This window comes from Jiulongibacter sp. NS-SX5 (assembly GCF_052828545.1).
The window spans coordinates 2231975-2254128 of sequence record NZ_CM128248.1 but is presented as its reverse complement, the minus strand read 5'-3'; the positions used below and the strand labels follow the sequence as shown (position 1 = coordinate 2254128).

Annotated in this window: 18 protein-coding genes and 5 tRNA genes; 3 read left to right on the top strand and 20 right to left on the bottom strand. The window is 40.0% G+C overall.

What is annotated here, in order from left to right:
• The first annotated feature begins 13 nt into the window (after positions 1-13).
• Together ACUXV0_RS10025 and ACUXV0_RS10020 are read left to right on the top strand one after the other, a co-directional pair.
• Positions 14-538 carry a DUF420 domain-containing protein gene (locus ACUXV0_RS10025; RefSeq protein WP_446189405.1) on the top strand — a complete coding sequence of 175 codons (525 nt, stop codon included), beginning with the start codon at positions 14-16 and terminating at the stop codon, positions 536-538.
• On the top strand, positions 531-830 hold the full coding sequence (locus ACUXV0_RS10020) for a hypothetical protein (RefSeq protein ID WP_446189404.1): 300 nt from the start codon (positions 531-533) through the stop codon (positions 828-830). Before ACUXV0_RS10025 ends, ACUXV0_RS10020 begins: the two co-directional genes overlap by 8 nt.
• On the opposite strand, the gene glmM is transcribed toward ACUXV0_RS10020, so the two are convergent.
• The 18 genes from glmM to ACUXV0_RS09930 form a co-directional block, all read right to left on the bottom strand.
• Positions 831-2228, bottom strand: coding sequence for a phosphoglucosamine mutase (glmM, locus tag ACUXV0_RS10015; protein WP_446189403.1), 1398 nt, complete (start codon positions 2226-2228; stop codon positions 831-833).
• A 302-nt stretch (positions 2229-2530) separates the two neighbouring features.
• Positions 2531-6838: a DNA-directed RNA polymerase subunit beta' gene (gene rpoC, locus ACUXV0_RS10010; protein WP_446189402.1), complete on the bottom strand. Its 4308-nt coding sequence runs from the start codon at positions 6836-6838 to the stop codon at positions 2531-2533.
• A 33-nt stretch (positions 6839-6871) separates the two neighbouring features.
• Positions 6872-10729, bottom strand: coding sequence for a DNA-directed RNA polymerase subunit beta (rpoB, locus tag ACUXV0_RS10005; RefSeq protein ID WP_446189401.1), 3858 nt, complete (start codon positions 10727-10729; stop codon positions 6872-6874).
• Between the two features lie 284 nt (positions 10730-11013).
• A complete protein-coding gene (gene rplL / locus ACUXV0_RS10000; RefSeq protein ID WP_446189400.1) occupies positions 11014-11394 on the bottom strand; it encodes a 50S ribosomal protein L7/L12 in 381 nt (126 codons plus the stop codon).
• Between the two features lie 38 nt (positions 11395-11432).
• Positions 11433-11966, bottom strand: coding sequence for a 50S ribosomal protein L10 (gene rplJ / locus ACUXV0_RS09995; protein ID WP_446189399.1), 534 nt, complete (start codon positions 11964-11966; stop codon positions 11433-11435).
• A 5-nt stretch (positions 11967-11971) separates the two neighbouring features.
• Complete coding sequence (gene rplA, locus ACUXV0_RS09990) at positions 11972-12667, bottom strand: 50S ribosomal protein L1 (RefSeq protein WP_446189398.1); 696 nt, start codon at positions 12665-12667, stop codon at positions 11972-11974.
• A 62-nt stretch (positions 12668-12729) separates the two neighbouring features.
• Positions 12730-13167, bottom strand: a complete 438-nt coding sequence (rplK, locus tag ACUXV0_RS09985; RefSeq protein ID WP_446189397.1) for a 50S ribosomal protein L11 — start codon at positions 13165-13167, stop codon at positions 12730-12732.
• A gap of 332 nt (positions 13168-13499) precedes the next feature.
• Positions 13500-14054: a transcription termination/antitermination protein NusG gene (gene nusG / locus ACUXV0_RS09980; protein ID WP_446189396.1), complete on the bottom strand. Its 555-nt coding sequence runs from the start codon at positions 14052-14054 to the stop codon at positions 13500-13502.
• 3 nt (positions 14055-14057) lie between these two features.
• Positions 14058-14249 carry a preprotein translocase subunit SecE gene (gene secE, locus ACUXV0_RS09975; protein WP_446189395.1) on the bottom strand — a complete coding sequence of 64 codons (192 nt, stop codon included), beginning with the start codon at positions 14247-14249 and terminating at the stop codon, positions 14058-14060.
• Positions 14250-14265: 16 nt separating this feature from the next.
• A tRNA-Trp gene (locus ACUXV0_RS09970) sits at positions 14266-14336 on the bottom strand.
• Positions 14337-14415: 79 nt separating this feature from the next.
• The gene (locus tag ACUXV0_RS09965; RefSeq protein ID WP_446189394.1) at positions 14416-15627 is read right to left on the bottom strand and encodes a TCR/Tet family MFS transporter; all 1212 of its coding nucleotides are present in this window, start codon (positions 15625-15627) and stop codon (positions 14416-14418) included.
• An 88-nt stretch (positions 15628-15715) separates the two neighbouring features.
• On the bottom strand, positions 15716-16903 hold the full coding sequence (gene tuf, locus ACUXV0_RS09960) for an elongation factor Tu (RefSeq protein WP_446189393.1): 1188 nt from the start codon (positions 16901-16903) through the stop codon (positions 15716-15718).
• Between the two features lie 107 nt (positions 16904-17010).
• A tRNA-Thr gene (locus ACUXV0_RS09955) sits at positions 17011-17082 on the bottom strand.
• Positions 17083-17089: 7 nt separating this feature from the next.
• A tRNA-Gly gene (locus ACUXV0_RS09950) sits at positions 17090-17162 on the bottom strand.
• 19 nt (positions 17163-17181) lie between these two features.
• A tRNA-Tyr gene (locus tag ACUXV0_RS09945) sits at positions 17182-17264 on the bottom strand.
• Between the two features lie 173 nt (positions 17265-17437).
• Entirely contained in the window at positions 17438-18496 is a 1059-nt protein-coding gene (locus ACUXV0_RS09940; RefSeq protein WP_446189392.1) for an outer membrane beta-barrel protein, read from the bottom strand.
• A gap of 30 nt (positions 18497-18526) precedes the next feature.
• The gene (locus ACUXV0_RS09935; RefSeq protein WP_446189391.1) at positions 18527-19444 is read right to left on the bottom strand and encodes a hypothetical protein; all 918 of its coding nucleotides are present in this window, start codon (positions 19442-19444) and stop codon (positions 18527-18529) included.
• On the bottom strand, positions 19441-20007 hold the full coding sequence (locus tag ACUXV0_RS09930) for an RNA polymerase sigma factor (RefSeq protein ID WP_446189390.1): 567 nt from the start codon (positions 20005-20007) through the stop codon (positions 19441-19443). Before ACUXV0_RS09930 ends, ACUXV0_RS09935 begins: the two co-directional genes overlap by 4 nt.
• 234 nt (positions 20008-20241) lie before the next feature.
• Here ACUXV0_RS09930 and ACUXV0_RS09925 point away from each other — a divergent pair, with 234 nt between their 5' ends.
• Positions 20242-20712: a thioredoxin family protein gene (locus tag ACUXV0_RS09925; protein ID WP_446189389.1), complete on the top strand. Its 471-nt coding sequence runs from the start codon at positions 20242-20244 to the stop codon at positions 20710-20712.
• 105 nt (positions 20713-20817) lie between these two features.
• Here ACUXV0_RS09925 and ACUXV0_RS09920 read toward each other — a convergent pair.
• Together ACUXV0_RS09920 and tgt are read right to left on the bottom strand one after the other, a co-directional pair.
• A tRNA-Asn gene (locus ACUXV0_RS09920) sits at positions 20818-20891 on the bottom strand.
• Between the two features lie 112 nt (positions 20892-21003).
• Positions 21004-22134: a tRNA guanosine(34) transglycosylase Tgt gene (tgt, locus tag ACUXV0_RS09915; RefSeq protein WP_446189388.1), complete on the bottom strand. Its 1131-nt coding sequence runs from the start codon at positions 22132-22134 to the stop codon at positions 21004-21006.
• Positions 22135-22154: the final 20 nt, after the last annotated feature.

The following is a 22154-nucleotide window of genomic DNA, read 5'->3' as shown; positions in this document are numbered from 1 at the left end:
GTAGAATAGAATTATGAGTGAGGTTAAGACTTCTTTAAGAACCATAAATATTATTTCAGTAGTAGTGCCTGTGGCAGTAGCTGTTCTTCTTGGTATAAGGACAAAACCAGATTTAGGAGAATGGACCAGAGTCTTACCCGGGTTGAATGCTATCATCAATTCTCTGACTTCTGTATTTTTGATCTTAGGTCTCTACTTTATTAAGAATAAGAATAGAGAGGCTCATCGTAAGGTTATGACTGCTGCTTTTGGTTTGGGTGGTTTATTCTTAATTTCTTACGTTATCTATCATTTGACAAATCCATCTACCAGTTTTGGTGGAGAAGGGGTAATTCGTTACGTGTACTATTTCGTACTGATAAGCCATATTTTGTTATCCCTGATTGTATTACCATTAGTGCTGAGGGCTTTTTATTTTGCAGTGATTGGTGAATTTGTCAAACATGTAAAACTTGTAAAGTATGCCTATCCGATTTGGCTATACGTTTCCATTACTGGCGTCATCGCATACTTAATGATTTCTCCTTATTATGCTTAAGAATATTCTAAAAATAGTAGTTGTTGTTGTGGTTTTGCTTCTTCTTCAGTCTGGTGAAGTGATGGCTCAATGTGCAATGTGTAGAGCTACTGTGGGCAGTAATCTTAGTGAGGGTAGGGGAGTAATTGGTACAGGACTTAACTTTGGAATTCTTTATCTCCTTTTGACCCCTTATCTTTTGGTAGCTGGTCTATTTTTCTTTTGGTATAGAGCGGGTAAAAAAGAGTTGGCTAAGAAGCTTTCACTTCAAAGCCGTCTCCAGAATATTTACGGCACTTCTCAGAAGTCCTAATTATAGTTTACTTACTATTTCCTTGATATCGGAAATGATCTTGTCGGCAAGATTATCAGCAGTGGTTTCAAACTCTGATTCCGCGTAAATCCTTACAATAGGTTCGGTATTTGACTTTCTCAATTGAACCCATTCTTTATCAAACAAGATCTTAACACCGTCCTGAACATCAATTGGATGCTTTTGATATTTTTTCTTAATCTCTTCTAAGATAGCATCCACGTCCATTTCAGGGGCCAGGTCAATCTTTTTCTTAGCAATGAAGTAATTGGGGTAGGTCTTTCTTAAAAAGCCAATAGGCTTCTTAAAATGAGCTAAATGAGACAGGAACAGAGCGACACCTACTAAGGCATCTCTTCCATAGTGTAATTCAGGGTATATGATACCACCATTACCTTCACCACCGATAACTGCACCTACCTCTTTCATCTTATTGACCACGTTTACTTCGCCTACAGCTGATGCGAAGTATTCTCCGCCATGTTTCTCTGTAACATCTTTCAAAGCGAGTGTTGAGGACAAGTTAGAAACAGTTTTAGCACCCTTTTCTGTTTTTGATAGAATGTAGTCTGCTACAGCCACTAAAGTATACTCTTCACCAAAGAGTTCACCATCTTCATTTACAAACGCCAAACGGTCTACATCTGGATCCACGACAATTCCCAGGTCGTAGTTTCCTTTTTCTATTTCACTTGATATTTGTGTTAAGTGCTTCGCTAAGGGCTCTGGATTATGGGCAAAATGACCATTGGGCTCTTCATTCAATACTTTTATTTTGCTTAATCCTAAGCTTTTTAGAAGAGCTGGAATTGCAATAGCACCTGAAGAGTTGATACCGTCTACAATCACGGAGAAATTAGCTTTGGCAATGGCATCTTTATCCACTAGTTCCAAGGCAATGATATCGTCTATATGCTTTTGAAGGTGTGATTCATCTTTCTGTATGGTTCCTAACTTCTTAACATCAGAAAATTCAAAATCTTCATTTTCGGCAAGTGATAAAATTTCCTTACCATCGTCTCCGGATATGAACTCTCCTTTTTCATTGAGGAGTTTTAAGGCGTTCCATTGAATAGGGTTATGACTTGCAGTTAGAATTATACCTCCCGCAGCATTTTCTTTCGGAACAGCCACTTCTACTGTTGGTGTGGTAGAAAGTCCGAGATCAATAACATCAAATCCCATGGAAATGAACGTATTGCTCACTAATCCTGAAATCATTTCGCCAGAAATTCTGGCGTCGCGACCAATAACGATCGTCTTCTGATCAGGGTTTCTTTTTTTGATAAACGTGCCGTAAGCTGAAGTAAAACGTACAACATCTATTGGGCTAAGTGTGTCACCCGGTTTTCCGCCAATAGTGCCTCTGATTCCTGAGATAGATTTGATTAAAGTCACTGTGTTAATTTATATTACTAAAGTCCAAAAATAAGCTCTTTCGGACATATCTGCGTCATTTCTGAGGTAAAACGGTTGACTTTAGGGCATAAAAAAAAAAGACATCCGGGATTCCCAAATGCCTTTCCAAGACGAAAATACTTTAACCTATGATTATCTCACCAATAGGTGATAAATTAATCCAAAACTTTATAAGTGTCATTTGAACACTTGTGCTAATTTATAAAAAAATCTACAATAATCGGTAGTTAGTCGATGAATTGGACAAAAAAATAGCCCCTGTCAGCGACAGGGGCTATCAATTAATCTACGTATTCACGTTTTCGATTCTCAATCAGGATCCTCTCCTGAGCAGCTTCTACTTCTTTTTTCGATGCTACCATGATGTTTTGATAATCTCTACGTCCAGTACCCGCCGGTATCAAGTGACCCACAATTACATTCTCTTTCAGACCTTCAAGGGTATCTTCTTTACCTTGAACTGAAGCTTGAGAAAGTACTTTGGTTGTCTCCTGGAATGACGCAGCAGAGAATACTGATTCAGTACCCAATGATGCCGTTGTAATACCTTGAAGGATGATCTGAGAAACTGCTGGTTTCGCATCGCGAACTTCCATCTGTTTAAGGTCTTCTCTCTTCAATCTACCATTCTCGTCTCTGAACTCACGGTTAGTGAGCATTTGACCAGGTTTGTAGTTTTCTGAGCCTCCTTCTTCTACTACAACTTTCATATCCATGATACGATCGTTCTCTTCGCGGAACTTCCACTTATCTACAGCTTGCATCTCCAGGAAGTTAGTATCTCCAGCATCCAGGATATCTACCTTCTGCATCATTTGGCGAACAATCACCTCAATGTGCTTATCAGAAAGTTTTACACCCTGCTGACGATATACAGCCTGAGTTTCATCTACAAGATATTCCTGTACAGCGGTTGGTCCTTTGATTCTAAGAATATCAGCAGGAGTGATAGCACCATCAGATAGTGGCTCTCCGGCTTTAGTATAGTCACCTTCCTGAACTAATATAAGTTTAGAAAGAGAAACCATGTACTTCATCTTAGTACCGTCTTTGGCTTCAACAAATACTTCTCTGTTACCACGTTTGATACCACCGTATGATACCACACCGTCGATTTCAGAAACCACTGCCGGGTTAGATGGGTTACGTGCTTCAAATAGCTCAGTTACACGTGGTAGACCACCAGTAATATCGGCGTTCATATTCACGGCACGAGGTATCTTAGCAAGTACATGACCAGCTTTTACTTTCTGACCATCTTCTACCATCAAACGAGCACCTACCGGTAAGTTGTACGATTTTTCATCGTCTTTCTTACCCTTGATTACTACTGCAGGGTTTTTCGTTTTATCTTTTGTATCTGTAATTACCTTGTCTTTGAAACCTGTTTGTTCATCAGACTCTTCACGGAAGGTGATACCTTCTTCAATGGCGTCATACTCAATAGTACCATCCATTTCAGAGATAATCACGGCGTTAAACTGATCCCACTGACAGATCATGTCTCCTTTTTCAAGAGTTTGACCGTCTTTGATATGAAGAGTAGCACCGTAAGGGATGATGTTAGTAATTAAGATCTGATTTGTTTCAGGATCTACAATTCTCACTTCACCTCTACGTCCTAATACTGTTGTAATAGGATTACCTTCTTTATCGGTAGTATCGATTGTTCTTACCTGATCAAAGCTGGCTATACCGCCAAATTTCGCCTTGATATTGGCATCAACAGAAACGTTCATGGCCGTACCCCCTGTGTGGAATGTACGAAGCGTTAACTGAGTACCAGGTTCACCAATTGATTGCGATGCAATTACACCTACAGCTTCACCTACTTCTACCATTCTGTTGGTTGATAGGTTTCTACCATAACATTTTGCACACACACCTTTCTTGGCTTCACAAGTCAGAGCAGAACGAATCTCTACAGAATCAACAGACGAGTTATCAATTGTCTCTGCTATTTCCTCAGTGATTTCCTCACCAGCTTTCGCAAGAACTTCTTTAGTAACATGATCAACCACGTCACTTACGGCAGTTCTACCAAGGATTCTTTCAGAAAGAGGTTCAATGATATCCTCGTTTTCTTTTAGTGCTGTTACTGTGATTCCTCTTAAAGTTTCACAGTCAGTTTCTCTAACGACAACATCCTGAGCCACATCATGTAGACGACGAGTAAGGTAACCAGCATCCGCAGTTTTAAGAGCGGTATCTGCAAGACCTTTACGTGCACCGTGTGTTGAGATAAAGTACTCAAGAACGTCAAGACCTTCTTTAAAGTTAGAAAGAATTGGGTTCTCGATAATCTCACCAACAGAACCAGCGATATTTTTCTGTGGCTTAGCCATCAGACCTCTCATACCACCTAGCTGACGAATCTGCTCCTTAGAACCACGGGCTCCTGAGTGCATCATCATATATACTGAGTTGAAACCTTGATCATCATTTTCTAGCTGATCAAGTAGTGTTTCTCTCAATCTCGTGTTTACACGAGTCCAGATATCAATAATTTGGTTATAACGCTCACGCTCGGTAATGATACCAAACATGTAGTTACTTTGGACTTCTTCTACTTCACCACGAGCATTCTCAATCAGATCCTGCTTTTCTTCAGGAATCATGATGTCACCAAGACCAATAGAAAGTCCACCAGTATAGGCTGATTGGAAACCTAAGGTTTTGATTTCATCAAGGAAAGCAGCCGTACGAGCAAAACTTACCTCTTTGATAACCTGACCGATAATGGTTTGAAGTTTTTTCTTCGTTAAAAGCTCATTGATGTACCCAACTTCTTCAGGAACGTATTGGTTGAAAAGAATTCTACCAGCTACAGTTTCAATGATTTTATCTTCAAGCTCACCAGCCTCATTTTTGACTTTGACTTTACAGTTAATGTAAGCATGCTTTGAAATCACACCTTCATTAAGAGCAATGATGACTTCGTCTGGAGAGAAGAAAGTCATTCCTTCACCAGCGATCTTCTCATTTTCTGTTGATCTCTTACCTTTAGTTACATAGTAAAGACCAAGCACCATATCCTGGGATGGTACAGTAATAGGAGCACCGTTCGCAGGGTTTAGGATGTTATGAGAAGATAGCATTAATACAGATGCCTCCATCACAGCTTCATGACCTAGAGGAACGTGTACCGCCATCTGGTCACCATCAAAGTCAGCGTTAAATGCTGTACATACTAATGGGTGAAGTTGAATAGCCTTACCTTCTACCAGTTTCGGCTGGAACGCCTGAATACCTAGTCTGTGAAGGGTAGGAGCACGGTTTAGCAATACAGGGTGTCCTTTCAATACATTTTCAAGGATATCCCAAACTACTGCATCTTTTCTATCAACGATTTTCTTCGCTGATTTCACCGTTTTTACTATACCTCTTTCAATAAGCTTACGGATAATGAAAGGTTTGAAAAGCTCAGCAGCCATTCCCTTAGGAAGACCACATTCATGAAGCTTAAGCTCAGGACCTACTACAATTACCGAACGACCAGAGTAGTCAACACGCTTACCAAGAAGGTTTTGACGGAAACGACCTTGCTTACCTTTCAGCATATCTGAAAGTGATTTCAGAGCACGGTTTCCATCAGATCTTACTGCATTTACTTTTCTTGAGTTATCAAAAAGTGAATCTACAGCTTCCTGAAGCATACGCTTCTCGTTTCTCAAGATCACCTCTGGTGCCTTAATTTCAAGAAGTCTTTTGAGACGGTTATTTCTGATGATTACACGTCTGTAAAGATCGTTCAAGTCAGAAGTAGCGAAACGACCACCATCCAAAGGAACTAGTGGACGAAGCTCCGGTGGAATGACCGGTACCATCTTGATCACCATCCATTCAGGACGGTTCTCAATTCTAGTATTAGCATCACGGAAAGCCTCTACAATTCTCAGTCTTTTCAAAGCTTCCGCTTTTCTTTGCTGAGAAGTATCAGTAGCTGCCTGGTGACGTAGTTGATAAGAAAGTTCGTCCAGGTTAAGTCTGGCCAATAGCATCTCAAGTGCATCTGCACCCATTTTTGCGATGAACTTCTGAGGATCATCATCAGGGAGCATTTGGTTTTCTCTTGGAAGCTTATCAACTGTATCCAGATATTCTTCTTCAGTCAGATAGTCCATATAGGCCAATCCGTCTTCTTCTTTAATACCCGGCTGAATTACTACGTAACGCTCGTAGTAAATAATTTGGTCAAGTTTCTTCGATGAAAGACCAAGTAGGTAACCGATCTTGTTTGGAAGACTCTTAAAATACCAGATATGAGCTACAGGAACCACAAGTTCAATGTGCCCCATACGCTCTCTACGTACTTTCTTTTCGGTAACTTCTACACCACAACGGTCACAGATGATACCTTTATAGCGAATACGTTTATATTTTCCACAGTGACATTCCCAGTCTTTCGTAGGCCCGAAAGTACGCTCACAGAATAATCCACCCATTTCAGGCTTATAGGTTCTGTAATTGATGGTTTCCGGCTGCGTTACCTCACCAAAAGAGCTCTCCAAAATAGATTCTGGAGAAGCAAGACTTATGGTTATGCTGTTAAAGTCGCTGCTAAGTTTTTTATTTTTCTTTAAAGACATTTTCTGTATGTTTTAATGAAAATGATTCAAAAATTATTTCAAGGTGATTTCAAGAGCCAAACCTCTCAATTCATGTACAAGTACATTGAATGATTCCGGGATATTCGGCTTTGGTAGGTTCTCTCCTTTCACAATTGCTTCGTAAGCTTTCGCACGACCAATTACATCATCAGATTTTACTGTCAAAATCTCACGAAGGATGTGCGATGCTCCGAATGCTTCCAGAGCCCATACCTCCATCTCACCGAAACGCTGACCACCGAATTGGGCTTTACCACCAAGTGGCTGCTGCGTAATTAATGAGTATGGCCCGATAGACCTTGCGTGCATTTTATCGTCTACTAAGTGACCTAGTTTCAGCATGTAGATGATACCTACTGTTACTTTTTGGTCAAATTTCTCACCTGTAAGACCATTATAAAGTTCTGTTCTACCAAATTCAGGTAAACCAGCTTCATTAAGTTCAGCCGTAACCTCATCAGCAGAAGCCCCGTCAAAGATTGGCGTTGCGTATCTTCTTCCGAGTTTTCTACCAGCCCAACCTAGAACAGTTTCATACAGCTGACCGATGTTCATACGAGACGGTACACCCAGTGGGTTAAGTACGATATCTACAGTAGAACCATCTTCCAGGAATGGCATATCTTCATCACGAACAATCTTAGCAACTACCCCTTTGTTACCGTGACGACCGGCCATCTTATCACCTACTTTCAGCTTACGCTTTTTAGCGATGTATACTTTGGCAAGTTTAACGATACCAGCGGGAAGTTCATCACCAACTTCAAGCACGAAACGCTCACGCTTAAATTCACCCATGATTTCACTTCGCTTGCTTAGGTAGTTTTTCACAAGTCTGATCAGCAGTTGATTGGCATGCTCATCCTTGGTCCATCCTTCCAGAAGGATATCACCCAATAAGTTAGACTCTTCTGGTACGCTGTATGTACTCTCATCTACATAAGGGTTTTTCTCAGGGAATAGATTATTTGTGATGTTTGACTTATTGAACTTCACTCCTTTAGAGATAAGCTCATCGCCAAATTTATGTTTCACACCTTGAGAAGTCTTTCCTGAAAGAATATTGACCATTTTGTCAATCATGATTTCTTTCAATTCAGAAAGATTTTTACTGTGAGCTTTCAATAGAAGCTTCACTTCTTCTTTGTGTTTTGCTCTCTCTTCTTTATTTGGTCTTGAGAATAGTTTGGTGTCAATCACCATACCTCTCAATGATGGAGAAGCTTTCTTAGAAGCATCTTTTACATCACCAGCTTTATCACCGAAGATTGCACGAAGAAGTTTTTCTTCTGGAGTAGGATCAGACTCTCCTTTTGGTGTAATCTTACCAATCAAAATATCACCTTCTTTGATAAATGTACCGGTACGAACGATACCATTTTCATCAAGGTTTTTCACTGCATCTTCAGATACGTTAGGTATCTCCGCAGTTAATTCTTCCTGACCGCGTTTTGTATCTCTAACCTCAAGGTCAAACTCTTCAATGTGAATTGAAGTAAAGATGTCATCTCTAACTACTCTTTCAGAGATTACAATAGCATCCTCAAAGTTATACCCTTGCCAAGGCATGAAGGCAACCATCATGTTTCTACCTAATGCCAGTTCACCACCTTGTGTAGCATAACCTTCTACCAGTACCTGACCTTTTTTAACTCTATCACCTTTGCTTACGATAGGTCTTAGGTTAATACAAGTATCCTGGTTTGTACGGCGGAACTTAATCAGAGAGTATTCTTTCTGACTGGTGTTGAAATTCACCATTACGTCCTCATCGTTCCAGTCATAGTTAACCAGAATTCTGTCTGCATCTACGTAGTCAATAGTACCTGTACCTTCAGCTACAATCATTGTACGAGAGTCTCGTGCAATTCTGCTTTCAAGACCTGTACCTACAATTGGTGCTTCAGGACGTAATAATGGTACTGCCTGACGCTGCATGTTTGATCCCATCAATGCACGGTTGGCATCATCATGTTCAAGGAATGGAATAATAGATGCCGCTACAGATACAATCTGGTTAGGGGCAATATCCATGTAATCAATTTCTGTTGGGTTCTTCAATGGGAAGTCACCCTCAAAACGACATTTCAGTGAATCTGTAGTAAAGGCACCGTCTTCTTTTACATCAGGCGTAGCCATGGCAATGTTCTTACCATCTTCAGATTCTGCTGTTAAGTATTCTACTTCACCAGAAAGTTTACCTTCTTCAATTTTCATGTAAGGTGTCTCAATGAAGCCCATTGAGTTTACCTTAGCATAGGTACAAAGAGAAGAAATTAGTCCAATGTTCGGACCTTCCGGAGTTTCAATCGTACAAAGACGACCGTAGTGCGTATAGTGAACGTCACGTACCTCGAAACCTGCTCTTTCTCTTGAAAGACCACCTGGCCCTAAAGCTGACATTCTACGCTTGTGCGTAATCTCAGCAAGTGGGTTAGTTTGATCCATGAACTGAGAAAGCTGGTTAGTACCGAAGAATGAATTGATCACAGAAGAAAGCGTACGAGCGTTGATTAGATCAACAGGCTTGAAGTCTTCATTATCACGAACGTTCATTCTTTCTTTGATGGTACGAGCCATACGAGCTAAACCTACACCAAACTGGCTAGATAGCTGTTCACCTACAGTTCTTACACGTCTGTTTGAAAGGTGATCGATATCATCAACTACAGTTTTGGCATTGATTAGCGTAATCAGATATTTTACAATTCTGATGATATCTTCAGTGGTCAATACTCTCTTAGAAAGCTCAGTGTCAAGCTTTAGTTTAGTATTAACTCTGTATCTACCTACTTCACCAAGATCATAACGCTTTTCTGAGAAGAATAGACCTTGAATAATTTCACGGGCTGTAGCTTCATCAGGAGCTTCTGTATTTCTTAGTTGACGGTAGATCTGCTCTACTGCTTCTTTTTCTGAGTTTGAGCTATCCTTCTGAAGCGTATTATAAATGATATTATAATCCGCAAGGTTAGCATCTTCTCTGTGAAGGATGATCGACTTAGAATCAGTATCAAGAATTAGCTCGATATCTTCTTCAGTAATCACAGAGTCACGCTCCATGATAACTTCGTTTCTGTCGATAGATACTACTTCTCCAGTATCTTCATCCACGAAATCCTCAGTCCATGTTTTCAAAACACGAGCAGCAAGCTTTCTGCCTACTACTTTTTTAAGATCTTTCTTAGTAGCCTTAACTTCTTCAGAAAGTTCAAAAAGATTTAGGATGTCTTTATCTGTACCAAAACCGATTGATCTCAAAAGCGTTGTAACCGGGAATTTCTTCTTACGGTCAATGTACGCGTACATGACGTTATTAACGTCAGTGGAGAATTCAATCCATGAACCCTTCATAGGGATTACTCTGGCAGAGTAAAGTTTGGTACCGTTGGTGTGCTTACTCATAGAGAAGAACACACCTGGTGATCTGTGTAGCTGAGAAACGATTACACGCTCAGCACCATTAATCACAAAAGAACCTCTTTCCGTCATGTAAGGAATATTCCCTAGGAATACTTCCTGCTCCATGGTCTCGAAGTCCTCATTATCTTCATCATTACAAAGCAATCTTAGCTTTGCTTTTAAAGGAACAGAGTAAGTTAATCCTCTGTCTATACACTCATCAATAGAGTATTTTGGTGGGTCAACTGTGTAGTCAACGAATTCTAGAACGAAGTTCTCACGCGAATCAGCAATCGGGAAGTTATCCATAAACACCTTGTAAAGGCCTTCAGCTCTACGGCTTTCAGCGGGTGTATCGATTTGGAAAAACTCCTGGAATGATTGAAGCTGAATATCCAGGAAGTCCGGATATTCTAAAGCGGGATGAACACTGGCAAAAGTCTTCCTTCCGGTTTCTGTCAAATTCAAGGCTTTAAATCGTTTAAAAGTGAATAATTTAAATTACTTGAGCTTATCTGCTGCTAGCAGATAATCCAAAAAACTCGAGGTGAAGCCAAATCAAGCCCCTGTGCAGCTGTCCCACGAAAAACAGCAGTGTATCGGGCTTTAATTTTTGTAGTTACAGAACGTTAAAGTTCTGAAAATCTTTTAGTTATGTGTGATTAGTATCGGTGCTGCTATTTACAGCAAAAGACTCGACCGATTTTCCGGAGAAAATCGGACCGAGTCTGATGTTTTGAGGTGCTTATAAATTAAGCAAGTTCTACTTCAGCACCAGCTTCTTCAAGCTGCTTCTTAAGAGCTTCAGCTTCATCTTTAGCTACACCTTCTTTAACTGGCTTAGGAGCACTATCAACTAGCTCTTTAGCATCTTTAAGTCCAAGACCAGCAAGATCTTTAACAAGTTTAACAACTTGAAGCTTGCTTCCGCCAGCTGACTTAAGGATTACATCAAAAGAAGTTTTTTCTTCAGCAGCAGCAGCTTCGCCACCACCAGCAGGACCAGCCATCATTACAGCACCACCAGCTGCAGGCTCGATACCATATTCTTCTTTAAGGATGTCTGCTAACTCATTTACTTCTTTAACAGTAAGGTTAACTAATTGTTCAGCAAAATCTTTTAAATCTGCCATTGTTATAATTTTTTAAATAGTTTATACTTTGTTTAAAATTAGGCTGCCTCTTTCTCTGATAGAGTTTTAAGGATTCCAGCCAGTTTGTTACCACCACTCTGAAGACCACCAAGTACGGTCTTAGCAGGAGATTGAAGTAACGTGATTACCTCGCCTATTAGCTCAGTCTTAGATTTCAGTTTAGCAAGAGTATCTAATTGATCGTGACCGATAAACAGTTCACTCTCAATAGATGCACCTTTAAGCTTAATTGAACCTTCGTTCTCTTTCAGGAAGTCTTTGATCAGTTTAGCTGCATCCTTCCCGGATTCCGGGTGAAACATGATGCCTGAAAAACCTTTCAATACAGACTCTGTGAATGGCGTGTAATCAGCTTCTAGTTGATCAAGAGCTTTCTCGATCAGAGAGTTTTTTACCACTTTGTATTCTATACCTCTGTCAAAACAAAGCCTTCTAAGCTTGTTTGTAGTGGCTACAGACATGCCGCTGGCATCTGTAATATAGAAATACGGATTATTGGCAAACTTTTCAGCTAACTCTCCAATGATAGCTCCCTTTTGTTCTTTGTTCATGATTACTATCCGTTTATAGAGGTTTCATCAATCTTAATTCCAGGACTCATTGTACTTGACAAGGTGATACCTTTCACATATGTTCCTTTTGCAGAAGATGGCTTAAGCTTCATGATTGTTTGTAACAATTCATTTGCATTACCTACGATCTGTTCAGGAGAGAAAGATACTTTACCTATACCAGCGTGAATGATACCGGTTTTATCAACTTTAAAGTCGATTTTACCAGCTTTCACTTCTTTAACCGCATCACCTACATTAGGTGTTACAGTACCAGCTTTAGGGTTTGGCATAAGACCTCTTGGTCCTAGTACTCTACCCAAACGACCTAACTTGGCCATTACAGCAGGCATAGTGATAATCACGTCAATGTCAGTCCATCCTTTTTCGATTTTAGAGATGTACTCGTCAAGACCTACGTGGTCAGCTCCGGCAGCCTTAGCTTCTTCCTCCTTATCTGGAGTACAAAGCACAAGAACCTTCACATCTTTACCTGTACCATTAGGAAGGGCTACTACACCTCTTACCATTTGGTCAGCTTTACGAGGGTCAACACCAAGACGGATATCTAAATCAACAGATGCGTCAAACTTCGTGTATGAAATCTCTTTCAAAATAGAAGCAGCTTCTGTCAAAGAATACGCCTTAGTTACATCGAACTTAGAAAGGGCCTCTTTTCTTTTTTTACTTATTTTAGCCATAAGAAAATTGTTGGTACAAACGCCATGTATTCACATGGCTCCCATTGTTAATTATTAAAATTTTAGAAAGGTCTGTCGCCTTTGATTCTAAGACCCATATTTGCGGCACTACCAGCTACCATTTTCATAGCAGACTCAATGGTGAAGCAGTTTAAGTCAGGCATTTTAGTTTCAGCAATCGTCTTCACTTGATCCCATGTTACAGAACCAACTTTTGCACGATTCGGCTGATCTGAGCCTTTTTTGACTTTAGCTGCATCCTTTAATAGTACGGCAGTAGGAGGGGTTTTAATTACGAAGTCAAATGATTTGTCAGTATAGTATGTAACCAATACTGGAACCACTTGCCCCATTTTATCCTGTGTTCTGGCATTAAACTGCTTACAGAACTCCATGATATTAATACCCTTTGAACCAAGGGCAGGACCAATCGGAGGTGCTGGGTTGGCTTGACCACCCTTAGCCTGCAATTTTAAGTATCCTGCGATTTCTTTCGCCATTTTTTATACTAATTTAAAGATGAGAAATACGAAATGACGAACCACAACTAATCTGCAATAACTTAGTCACAATCAGCTATTTCAGGCTTTAATTGCTCATTCGTTTCTCCATAAAATCAGCCTATTCTCAGGGGAAGCCTAACAGGAACTTATGAAAGTAACCTGACAAGATATAAACTGACTCTACGCCATAGAAGAAAACAGGGTTTTCTCAAATGGAGTGCAAAGGTAAGGGAATAAATTCAATTTGACAATAACTGTCTGAAAATTAATCGGGTACAAAAAAGCCCGATCGGTTGATCAGGCTTTTCAATGTTGGTATGTGAGATGACTTATGAAAGCTTCTCTACTTGTAGATAACTTAGCTCTACCGGAGTACTTCTTCCAAAAATCTTTACACTTACATTTAGTTTTTTCTTGTCTTCAAATACCTCTTCCACGCTACCTTCAAAAGTAGAGAAAGGTCCGTCAATTACTTTGACAGATTCTCCAACCGCAAAAGTGATGTTTGAGTCAATAGTTTCTTCCTCTTCTTCGTTTTGAACTCCAAGGAATCTATTGATTTCAGATTGACGAAGTGGCTCAGGTTCAATAGATGAGTTTCCGTCTTTTCTCAAAAAGCCAATTACACCTGGCAAGCTTTTCACCATGTGCATTACCTCACCATTATTAAGGTCAGCCTGAAGTAGCATGTAACCCGGAAGATAGTTCTTCTCACGTACACGCTTTTTACCGTTTCTTACTTCGATTATCTTTTCAGATGGAATCAGAACTTGAGGAATAAAATCGGTGAGGTTTTCTCTCGCCGCTTCATTCTCAATATAGTTTTTGATCTTTTTCTCCTGACCAGAAACCGCTCTGATTACGTACCAATTAAGTTCGCTCATATCTTAGAAAGATGAATAGAGAAGCTTAAGACCATTGTCAATCAAAAAGTCGATAGCTCCTACAACTAATGCAAAAATTACAGATGCTACTAATACTAATGTAGCACTAGATTGTAATTCGCTGAATTTTGGCCAGGTTACTTCTTTAGTAATCTCGTGCCAAGACTCTTTTATAAATGTTCTTAATTTATCCATGATAATAGATTAAAAGCACGGGCACAAGGATTCGAACCCTGATCAACGGTTTTGGAGACCGCTATTCTACCATTGAACTATGCCCGTGTATAAAAAAAAGAAACTCCTCTTTAGGAGCATTCAGGGCTGCAAAAATACTCATAATATTATTATTCACAAACAGCTTTTACTTTTTATGAGAAATTAGCCGATAAGTAAATATAAAACTCAGCAAACATAGAACTGAACCTACCAAAAAGGGTGCACCTGGCAAATAAACCTTGTTTTCGGGTTTTGTAAAGACTCTGAAAAGCCATAACATTAATGGCTGGCCTATAATAGCTGCTAATGATACTACTGAGGTAAGTGCTCCTTGTAGTTCGCCTTGTTCGGTGTCTGAAACCTCGTTTGAAATGATTCCTTGGAAAGCTGGGTTAGCCAAACCACTTAGAGCAAATGGTATCATGATCACATACATCATCCATCCCTCTGCGGCCAATGAGAATGCAGCTTGACCAATGACATTAATGAGTAAACCTAGAAAAAGGGCTTTCGATTGCCCAATTTTAGGAATTATGACACGCATTAAGCCCCCTTGTACTATGGCGATCATGAGACCAACAAAGCCTAGAGAGAACCCTATTTGCAATTCAGACCAACCGAATTTTTCTATCGTATAAAATGACCAAACGGCCTGAGGAGCATAACCAGCGATATATACGAGAAATAAAGAAGCCACTAAACTTAATACCATTGGGTAGCGACCTAAATTCTTTAATGAAGCAAAAGGGTTAGCTCTTTTCCAGTCGAATTTCCTTCTTTTTTCTATTGGCAATGACTCAGGTAAAACAATATAACCATACAGCCAGTTAATTATAGAAAGGGCTGCTGAGGCAAAAAATGGCACTCTTGGACCATATGAACCTAATAGTCCACCTATAGATGGGCCTATTATAAAGCCCAAACCAAAGGCTGCACCAATCATTCCAAAGTTTTGAGCTCGCTTTTCGGCAGGACTAATATCTGCTATGTAGGCATTAGCGGTAGTAAAGCTTGCTCCCATTATTCCGGAGATAGCTCTTCCTAAAAATAACCAGGCAATGGTAGGTGATAGAGCTTGAAATAGTGAGTCAATTGCAAAACCCAGAAGTGTGAATAATAGAACTTTTCTTCTGCCATATTGATCACTCAAACCTCCTATTATTGGAGAAAAGAGGAATTGCATTACTGAGTAGAGTAGTACCAACCATAATGCATACTGACTGGCCTCACTTGTAGTACCACCTGTCAACTCTTTAATAAGTGCAGGTATGATGGGAATAACAATTCCAATACCAATCACATCGATTAAAACCGTTATGAAAATAAATATGATGGCAGCGTTTTGCTTGGTCTTCATTATTCAAGAAATCTACTACTTACTTAATTAATAGGGCAAAAAAAAAGCACTCCGTTTAAGGAGTGCTTTCTCTATATAATTGAATGTATTATTCAATGATTTCAGTAACCTGACCTGCACCTACTGTACGGCCACCTTCTCTGATCGCGAAACGAAGACCTTTGTCCATCGCTACAGCGTTTATAAGAGTTACTTCAATTGTTACGTTATCACCTGGCATAACCATTTCTACATTTTCAGGTAGCATGATTTCACCTGTAACGTCAGTAGTTCTTAGGTAGAACTGAGGACGGTACTTGTTAAAGAATGGAGTGTGACGACCACCTTCTTCTTTTGATAGTACGTAAACCTCTGCCTTGAACTTGCTGTGAGGCTTCACAGAACCAGGCTTACAGATTACCATACCACGCTTGATATCTGATTTCTCAATACCTCTAAGAAGAAGACCTACGTTATCACCAGCTTCACCTCTATCAAGGATCTTACGGAACATTTCCACACCAGTAACAGTAGACTTAAGGTTTTCAGCACCCATACCAAGGATGTCAACAGGTTCGCCAGAGTTGATTACACCAGTTTCGATACGACCAGTAGCAACAGTACCACGACCAGTGATCGAGAATACGTCTTCTACCGGCATAAGGAATGGCTTATCAGTAGCTCTTTCTGGAAGAGGAATGAAGTTATCAACTGCATCCATTAATTCTTCGATAGTCTTAACCCACTTGTCTTCGCCGTTCAAGCCACCAAGTGCAGAACCTTGAATTACAGGGATGTTATCGCCATCGAATTTATAGAATGATAATAGTTCACGGATTTCCATTTCTACTAGTTCAAGTAGTTCAGGATCATCAACCATATCAACTTTGTTCATGAAAACAACTAGCTGAGGTACACCAACCTGACGAGCAAGAAGGATGTGCTCACGCGTCTGAGGCATAGGACCATCAGTAGCGGCAACTACAAGAATTGCACCGTCCATCTGAGCAGCACCAGTTACCATGTTCTTAACGTAGTCGGCGTGACCCGGACAGTCTACGTGAGCATAGTGACGGTTGTCTGTTTGATACTCCACGTGAGAAGTATTGATGGTGATACCACGCTCTTTCTCTTCTGGTGCGTTATCGATAGACGAGAAGTCTTTCAATTCTGCAAGACCTTTGTTCGAAAGAACAGTTGTAATCGCAGCAGTCAATGTTGTCTTTCCGTGATCAACGTGACCGATAGTACCAATGTTTACGTGGGGTTTACTACGGTCAAAACTTTCTTTTGCCATATTCTTATAAAATTAAATTGTATAAAATTTCTAAAAGTAAAAACTCTTCAAGGATCTGAGTTTGCATTGCAAATTACTCAGAATTTCTTTGAACTGAGTTTAAGCAGAGCCTTCGAGCAGATTTGAACTGCCGACCTCTTCCTTACCAAGGAAGTGCTCTACCCCTGAGCTACGAAGGCTTAAATGAGCGGGCGACGAGGTTCGAACCCGCGACCTACAGCTTGGAAGGCTGTCGCTCTACCAACTGAGCTACGCCCGCATTCATGCTAATTTATAAGTGGGGGCGGATGGATTCGAACCACCGTAGGCGTAAGCCAGCAGATTTACAGTCTGCCCCATTTGGCCACTCTGGTACACCCCCAATTAACTCAGTTTGTCTGTTCAAAGAACTACTCCCCCCGAAAAAGGAGTTGCAAAAGTATGGCGTTTTTTTGTTTTGGCAAAATTCCCCTCAAAAAAAACTACATCTTTTTTGTATAAGAAAAATGGCGACTGATTCAGCCGCCATTTAATACACTTATATAGTACTCTAAATTATATTCTTATTCCTGCACTAAAGGCTTGTAAGTCAGTAGCATTCGATTGATTAGACTTAAAAGTGTTCGTAAGGTCATATCTAAAGAATAGGGTAAGTCCATTCTTCTTGCCGAGTTCGGCGGTAAGACCATAAGGTACGTTGGTAAAGCCGTAGGTGCTTTTTATTTTCTCCTTATTGCCATTGGTGTCCTTTGTTTTTGTGTAACCACCAATACGATAACCTACATACCCTCCAAGACCCATTTTAAATTTGGCCTCTTTGAATCCAAAGTTCAGCATGACTGGTAAGTTTAAATACGGCATGACCAGTTTTGATTTTGAGGTATTGAAATCTGCTTCAGGAAAAGAAACCTGTTCACCTTGATAGACTGCTGTATAATTGTTCTCAAACATAAAATTGTACCACGCTATCTCCGGACCATAGCTTAAAGCAAGGTCTACTTGTCTTCCTTTTATTAATGTAGCATTCTTTCTAAAGGATAGAGCTACATATCTAGACCTCCAGGTACGAAGTTCCGGGAAGCTTGAATTGGAGTTGCTGAGAAAATTGTTGAGACCGAGGTATAACCCGAAATCACTTTTGGAGAAGAACCTTGACCGATCTTTTTTCTTGACATGATTACTTCCTTGCCATTGATTTTGGTTGTCCCATTGATCATCTTCTTCGCTTTCTTTGTTCTCTGAATTGTACACGGGTTCAGGTTTGTCTGTTATAGTGGAGTCGTTATAGTTTTTGAGGAGTGGTTTTTTAGTAATGATCTCTATTCGCTGGCCATTTTGAGATACCATCAATAGGGTGTCTTTCTTGTTTTGATCTTTGCCGATCAATACAAAAGCTCTTTCCCTTTCAGTGGTATCTATTCCTAATTCTTTTAAAACGCTATTAAGGTCAAGAGAAACAGGCAGATCAATTTCTTTATCGCCAGTACTTATAACTGTAATGTGTTTATTGACTTTTGCATCAGAAAACTCAATAATAGTGGTGTCTCTTTTGATTTCTGCTTTGGCAGCAATGCCAATCAAAATCATCATTGCGGTCGTAAAAAGTCTTTTCATTGTGATAGCTTTTGTGGTTTTTTTATTCAATTACTTTGATAACCTCTCCTTTAACCAATTGACTCGTTGACGGAACTCTCTGGCTTCATGGCCAATGAAAGTATCTTCACTGTATGTTTGGTCTATGTGCTCGTCGATTTGCTGAAAGGTTACTTTTTCTCCATGTTTTAAATGTTTGAATTCGGTTACCACTTTAGAAATAAAGGTGCCGTTTTCTATCATTCTCTCTTCCCCAAGTTCGGTGACTTCGGCCAGGCTCAATTGTGAATCGGCATTTATTTCGGGTAATAATATTTTTTCTTCTCTTTCAAAATCAGAGGTAACGATGATGATGGTTTCGCCAGCAGATTTGGTAAATAAGCCTTCTTTTGATTCTTCATTGGCCTCGGCCATCAACTCTTTTTCTTTCGTTACCGAAGATTCAAGAGCAAGGGTTAGCTCATCAGGGATTCGCTCATCAATTTCCGTAGCTCCGGTGATAGAGATTTCTGGAAGAGCTTTTGTCGGCTTTAAGGTAGCTACTTCAGGTTCTGCAATTGAAACTGTTGAAGTTTCACTCTTCGTAGAGTTTCTGACCTTTGAGGATTCTTTAGGAACTGCGGCTATCGGAGCCTCTTGTTGAAGTGGTTCTACTATGGCAGAAGGGCTATCTTCTTTGGCCTCCATGTCTGGAGCTGTCGACTGCTGAGCCATCTCACCGTTAGTTTTCGGATTTTCAATACCAAGGTTAAAAACTGTCCAGCCAATACCCAGTAATAATAGGATGGAGGCAGCGGCAGCAAAGTAAGGTCTCCATATAATGAATCCGCCTTTCTTTTTCGGTTCTTCTTCTAGTGATTGTAAAAACTTATCTCTTAGATTTTCTGAAGGTTTAACTTCGAAATCCTGGAGGTTTTGTTGAAACAGTTCATCAATAGGATGTTTTTTCATTTTACTTATCGATGTCATTTTGTAGTTCGTCTTAATATTTTTTCCTGTCCGGCCAGTTTCTCTTGTAAGAGAGCACGGGCTCTACTTAACTGCGATTTTGAGGTACCTTCAGAAATGCCAAGCTTTTCGGCTATTTCTGCATGGCTAAACCCTTCAATTGCATATAGGTTAAAGACAGTCCTGTAGCCTGTAGGTAAACTTTGTACGATTTTCATCAGGTCTTCCTGTTCAAGTGTGGAGCTTTCCTCCGTCTTGAAATTTGAAGCCGAAACTTCATCCATATCTACTTCAATGCTCTTTACAGATCGAAGTTTCATTAAGGCCTCATTCACCATGATTCTTTTCATCCAGCCTTCAAAACTCCCATTGAAGTTAAACTGACCTATTTTATTGAAGATTTTCATAAAGCCTTGAAGCATCACATCTTCGGCTAGCATTTTATCATTCAGGTAACGTATGCATATAGCAAGCATTAACCCTGAATAGCGGTCGTAGAGGTGAGTTTGAGCTTTTCTATCTCCCTGCTTGATGGCTTTTGCGAGATCGTACTCGTGTTCAAACAGTGATAAAATCTTCGTCATAAATGGCCGTTTTCAATAGTAAGATGCAAAATACGTGGGGTAGGGTTGCTTGAGCTTTGATTTTTTTTCTGAGGTAGAATACCTCAAATTTCAATTTACAAAATTCCTTTTCGGCTGTAGTAAATAATTTATGATGAGCTTATTATCTTCAAATATTTCGATCTGTTAGATCAATTCAATAACTTTGGCACGCTAGTTGATTAACACTAGTTACCTAATAACACGTGCTAAAAAATGAAAAAATTACTCTCCATCCTTATGATCGGGGTACTCTTTATGAGTACTGCATGGTCTCAGCAAAAAGCCAAAGAGGTAGAATTTTATCAGGGTTCTTATGATGATTTTCTAAGAAAGGCTCAAAAGCTTCACAAACCTGTTCTCATTGATTTCTGGGCCTCATGGTGTGGTCCATGTAAAAAGATGGATAATGAAACTTTTGGAGACTCAGATTTAGCTGCCTACTTAGAAGACAACTTCATGGTTTATCGTGTGGATATTGATTCTTACGATGGTATGGAGATCGTAGAACGTTTTGGCGTTGAAGTATTCCCAACCGTTTTAGTAGCAGATTACCGAGGTAGAGAAGTAACGAAACTGACGGGCTTTTATAGTCCCAAGTATTTTAAAAGCTCTCTGGAGAAAATTAATGAAAGAAATCATCTCTATTACGAGTTGGGTTCTAGTCAATACGCATCTAATAAATAGCTTTCCATAATACCAAAATTGAAAGTCGGCCTTTAGGTCGGCTTTTTTTATGCCAAATAGAGCATAAAAAAAGAGAGCTACCTACGGTAACTCTCTCATTTTCAGCTCCTCCTCTTGGGCTCGAACCAAGGACCCTCTGATTAACAGTCAGATGCTCTAACCAACTGAGCTAAGGAGGATTATTTCCTCGACCTGAAATCGAGTTGCAAAAGTATATGACCGACTGATATATGGCAAACATTTGGCAGAAAAAATTTCAAAATTATTGCAGTTTTTTTCTGCCTCACTGCCTTAGAGTCTCTGCATCAGTTTTTTAGTCATTTTATTCTTCCAAGGTGTAAAATCTCCAGCTAAAATATGCTCACGAGCCTGACCGACTAACCATAGGTAAAAGGCGAGATTGTGAATGCTGGCAATTTGTGCCCCCAGGAGTTCATTACATTTGATGAGGTGTTTTAAGTATGCTTTTGAATAGAAGTTACTGACCTCATTTTTTAATCCTGTATCAATTACTGAATAATCATCTTCCCACTTTTTGTTCCGAATATTGATGATACCTTCGGTGGTAAAAAGCATTCCGTTTCGTGCATTCCGAGTCGGCATTACGCAGTCGAACATATCTGTGCCAAGAGCGATGGCTTCAAGGATATTGGCAGGCGTACCTACACCCATCAGATACCTTGGCTTTTCTTCAGGTAAAATACCATTGACCACCTCCAGCATTTCATACATGTCTTCGGCGGGTTCTCCTACAGAGAGACCTCCGATGGCATTACCAGCCTGATTTTGCTCCGCAATAAATTCGGCAGATGCTTTTCTAAGGTCTTTATAAACGCTTCCCTGAACAATAGGGAATAACGCCTGCGAGTAGCCGTAGTTCCCTTCTGTTTCGTCGAAGCGTTTGATACATCTCTTAAGCCATCTATGTGTAAGGTGCATCGAGTTCTCGGCATATTCATAGTCGCAAGGGTAGGGCGGGCACTCATCAAAAGCCATGATGATGTCGGCACCTATAACTCTCTGAATATCCATGACGTTTTCCGGAGTAAACAAATGTTTTGACCCGTCAATATGTGAATTGAAATGAACGCCTTCTTCTGATATTTTCCTTATTTCTTTTAAGGAGAAAACCTGGTATCCGCCGCTATCGGTCAGGATTGGTCTGTCCCATCCGTTGAATTTATGAAGCCCTCCTGCTCCTTTGATTATATCCAGACCAGGTCTGAGGTACAGGTGATAGGTATTGCCCAAAATAATCTGAGCTTCAATATCTTTTTTGAGCTCACGCTGATGAACACCCTTTACAGTACCTGCTGTACCTACAGGCATAAAAATAGGTGTCAGTATTTCGCCGTGATCTGTAGTGATTTTACCAGCCCTAGCTGCCGATTCCTGATCTTTTGTACTCAGTTCGAATTTCATTGTGCAAAATTATGCTTAAA

Bases quoted from the DNA above. Each gene is read 5' to 3' on its own strand.
- ACUXV0_RS10025 (WP_446189405.1), top strand. From the start codon at position 14: ATGAGTGAGGTTAAGACTTCTTTAAGAACCATAAATATTATTTCAGTA.
- ACUXV0_RS10020 (WP_446189404.1), top strand. From the start codon at position 531: ATGCTTAAGAATATTCTAAAAATAGTAGTTGTTGTTGTGGTTTTGCTT.
- rpoC (WP_446189402.1), bottom strand. From the start codon at position 6,838: ATGTCTTTAAAGAAAAATAAAAAACTTAGCAGCGACTTTAACAGCATA.
- rplL (WP_446189400.1), bottom strand. From the start codon at position 11,394: ATGGCAGATTTAAAAGATTTTGCTGAACAATTAGTTAACCTTACTGTT.
- rplJ (WP_446189399.1), bottom strand. From the start codon at position 11,966: ATGAACAAAGAACAAAAGGGAGCTATCATTGGAGAGTTAGCTGAAAAG.
- rplA (WP_446189398.1), bottom strand. From the start codon at position 12,667: ATGGCTAAAATAAGTAAAAAAAGAAAAGAGGCCCTTTCTAAGTTCGAT.
- rplK (WP_446189397.1), bottom strand. From the start codon at position 13,167: ATGGCGAAAGAAATCGCAGGATACTTAAAATTGCAGGCTAAGGGTGGT.
- nusG (WP_446189396.1), bottom strand. From the start codon at position 14,054: ATGAGCGAACTTAATTGGTACGTAATCAGAGCGGTTTCTGGTCAGGAG.
- secE (WP_446189395.1), bottom strand. From the start codon at position 14,249: ATGGATAAATTAAGAACATTTATAAAAGAGTCTTGGCACGAGATTACT.
- ACUXV0_RS09965 (WP_446189394.1), bottom strand. From the start codon at position 15,627: ATGAAGACCAAGCAAAACGCTGCCATCATATTTATTTTCATAACGGTT.
- tuf (WP_446189393.1), bottom strand. From the start codon at position 16,903: ATGGCAAAAGAAAGTTTTGACCGTAGTAAACCCCACGTAAACATTGGT.
- ACUXV0_RS09940 (WP_446189392.1), bottom strand. From the start codon at position 18,496: ATGAAAAGACTTTTTACGACCGCAATGATGATTTTGATTGGCATTGCT.
- ACUXV0_RS09935 (WP_446189391.1), bottom strand. From the start codon at position 19,444: ATGACATCGATAAGTAAAATGAAAAAACATCCTATTGATGAACTGTTT.
- ACUXV0_RS09930 (WP_446189390.1), bottom strand. From the start codon at position 20,007: ATGACGAAGATTTTATCACTGTTTGAACACGAGTACGATCTCGCAAAA.
- ACUXV0_RS09925 (WP_446189389.1), top strand. From the start codon at position 20,242: ATGAAAAAATTACTCTCCATCCTTATGATCGGGGTACTCTTTATGAGT.
- tgt (WP_446189388.1), bottom strand. From the start codon at position 22,134: ATGAAATTCGAACTGAGTACAAAAGATCAGGAATCGGCAGCTAGGGCT.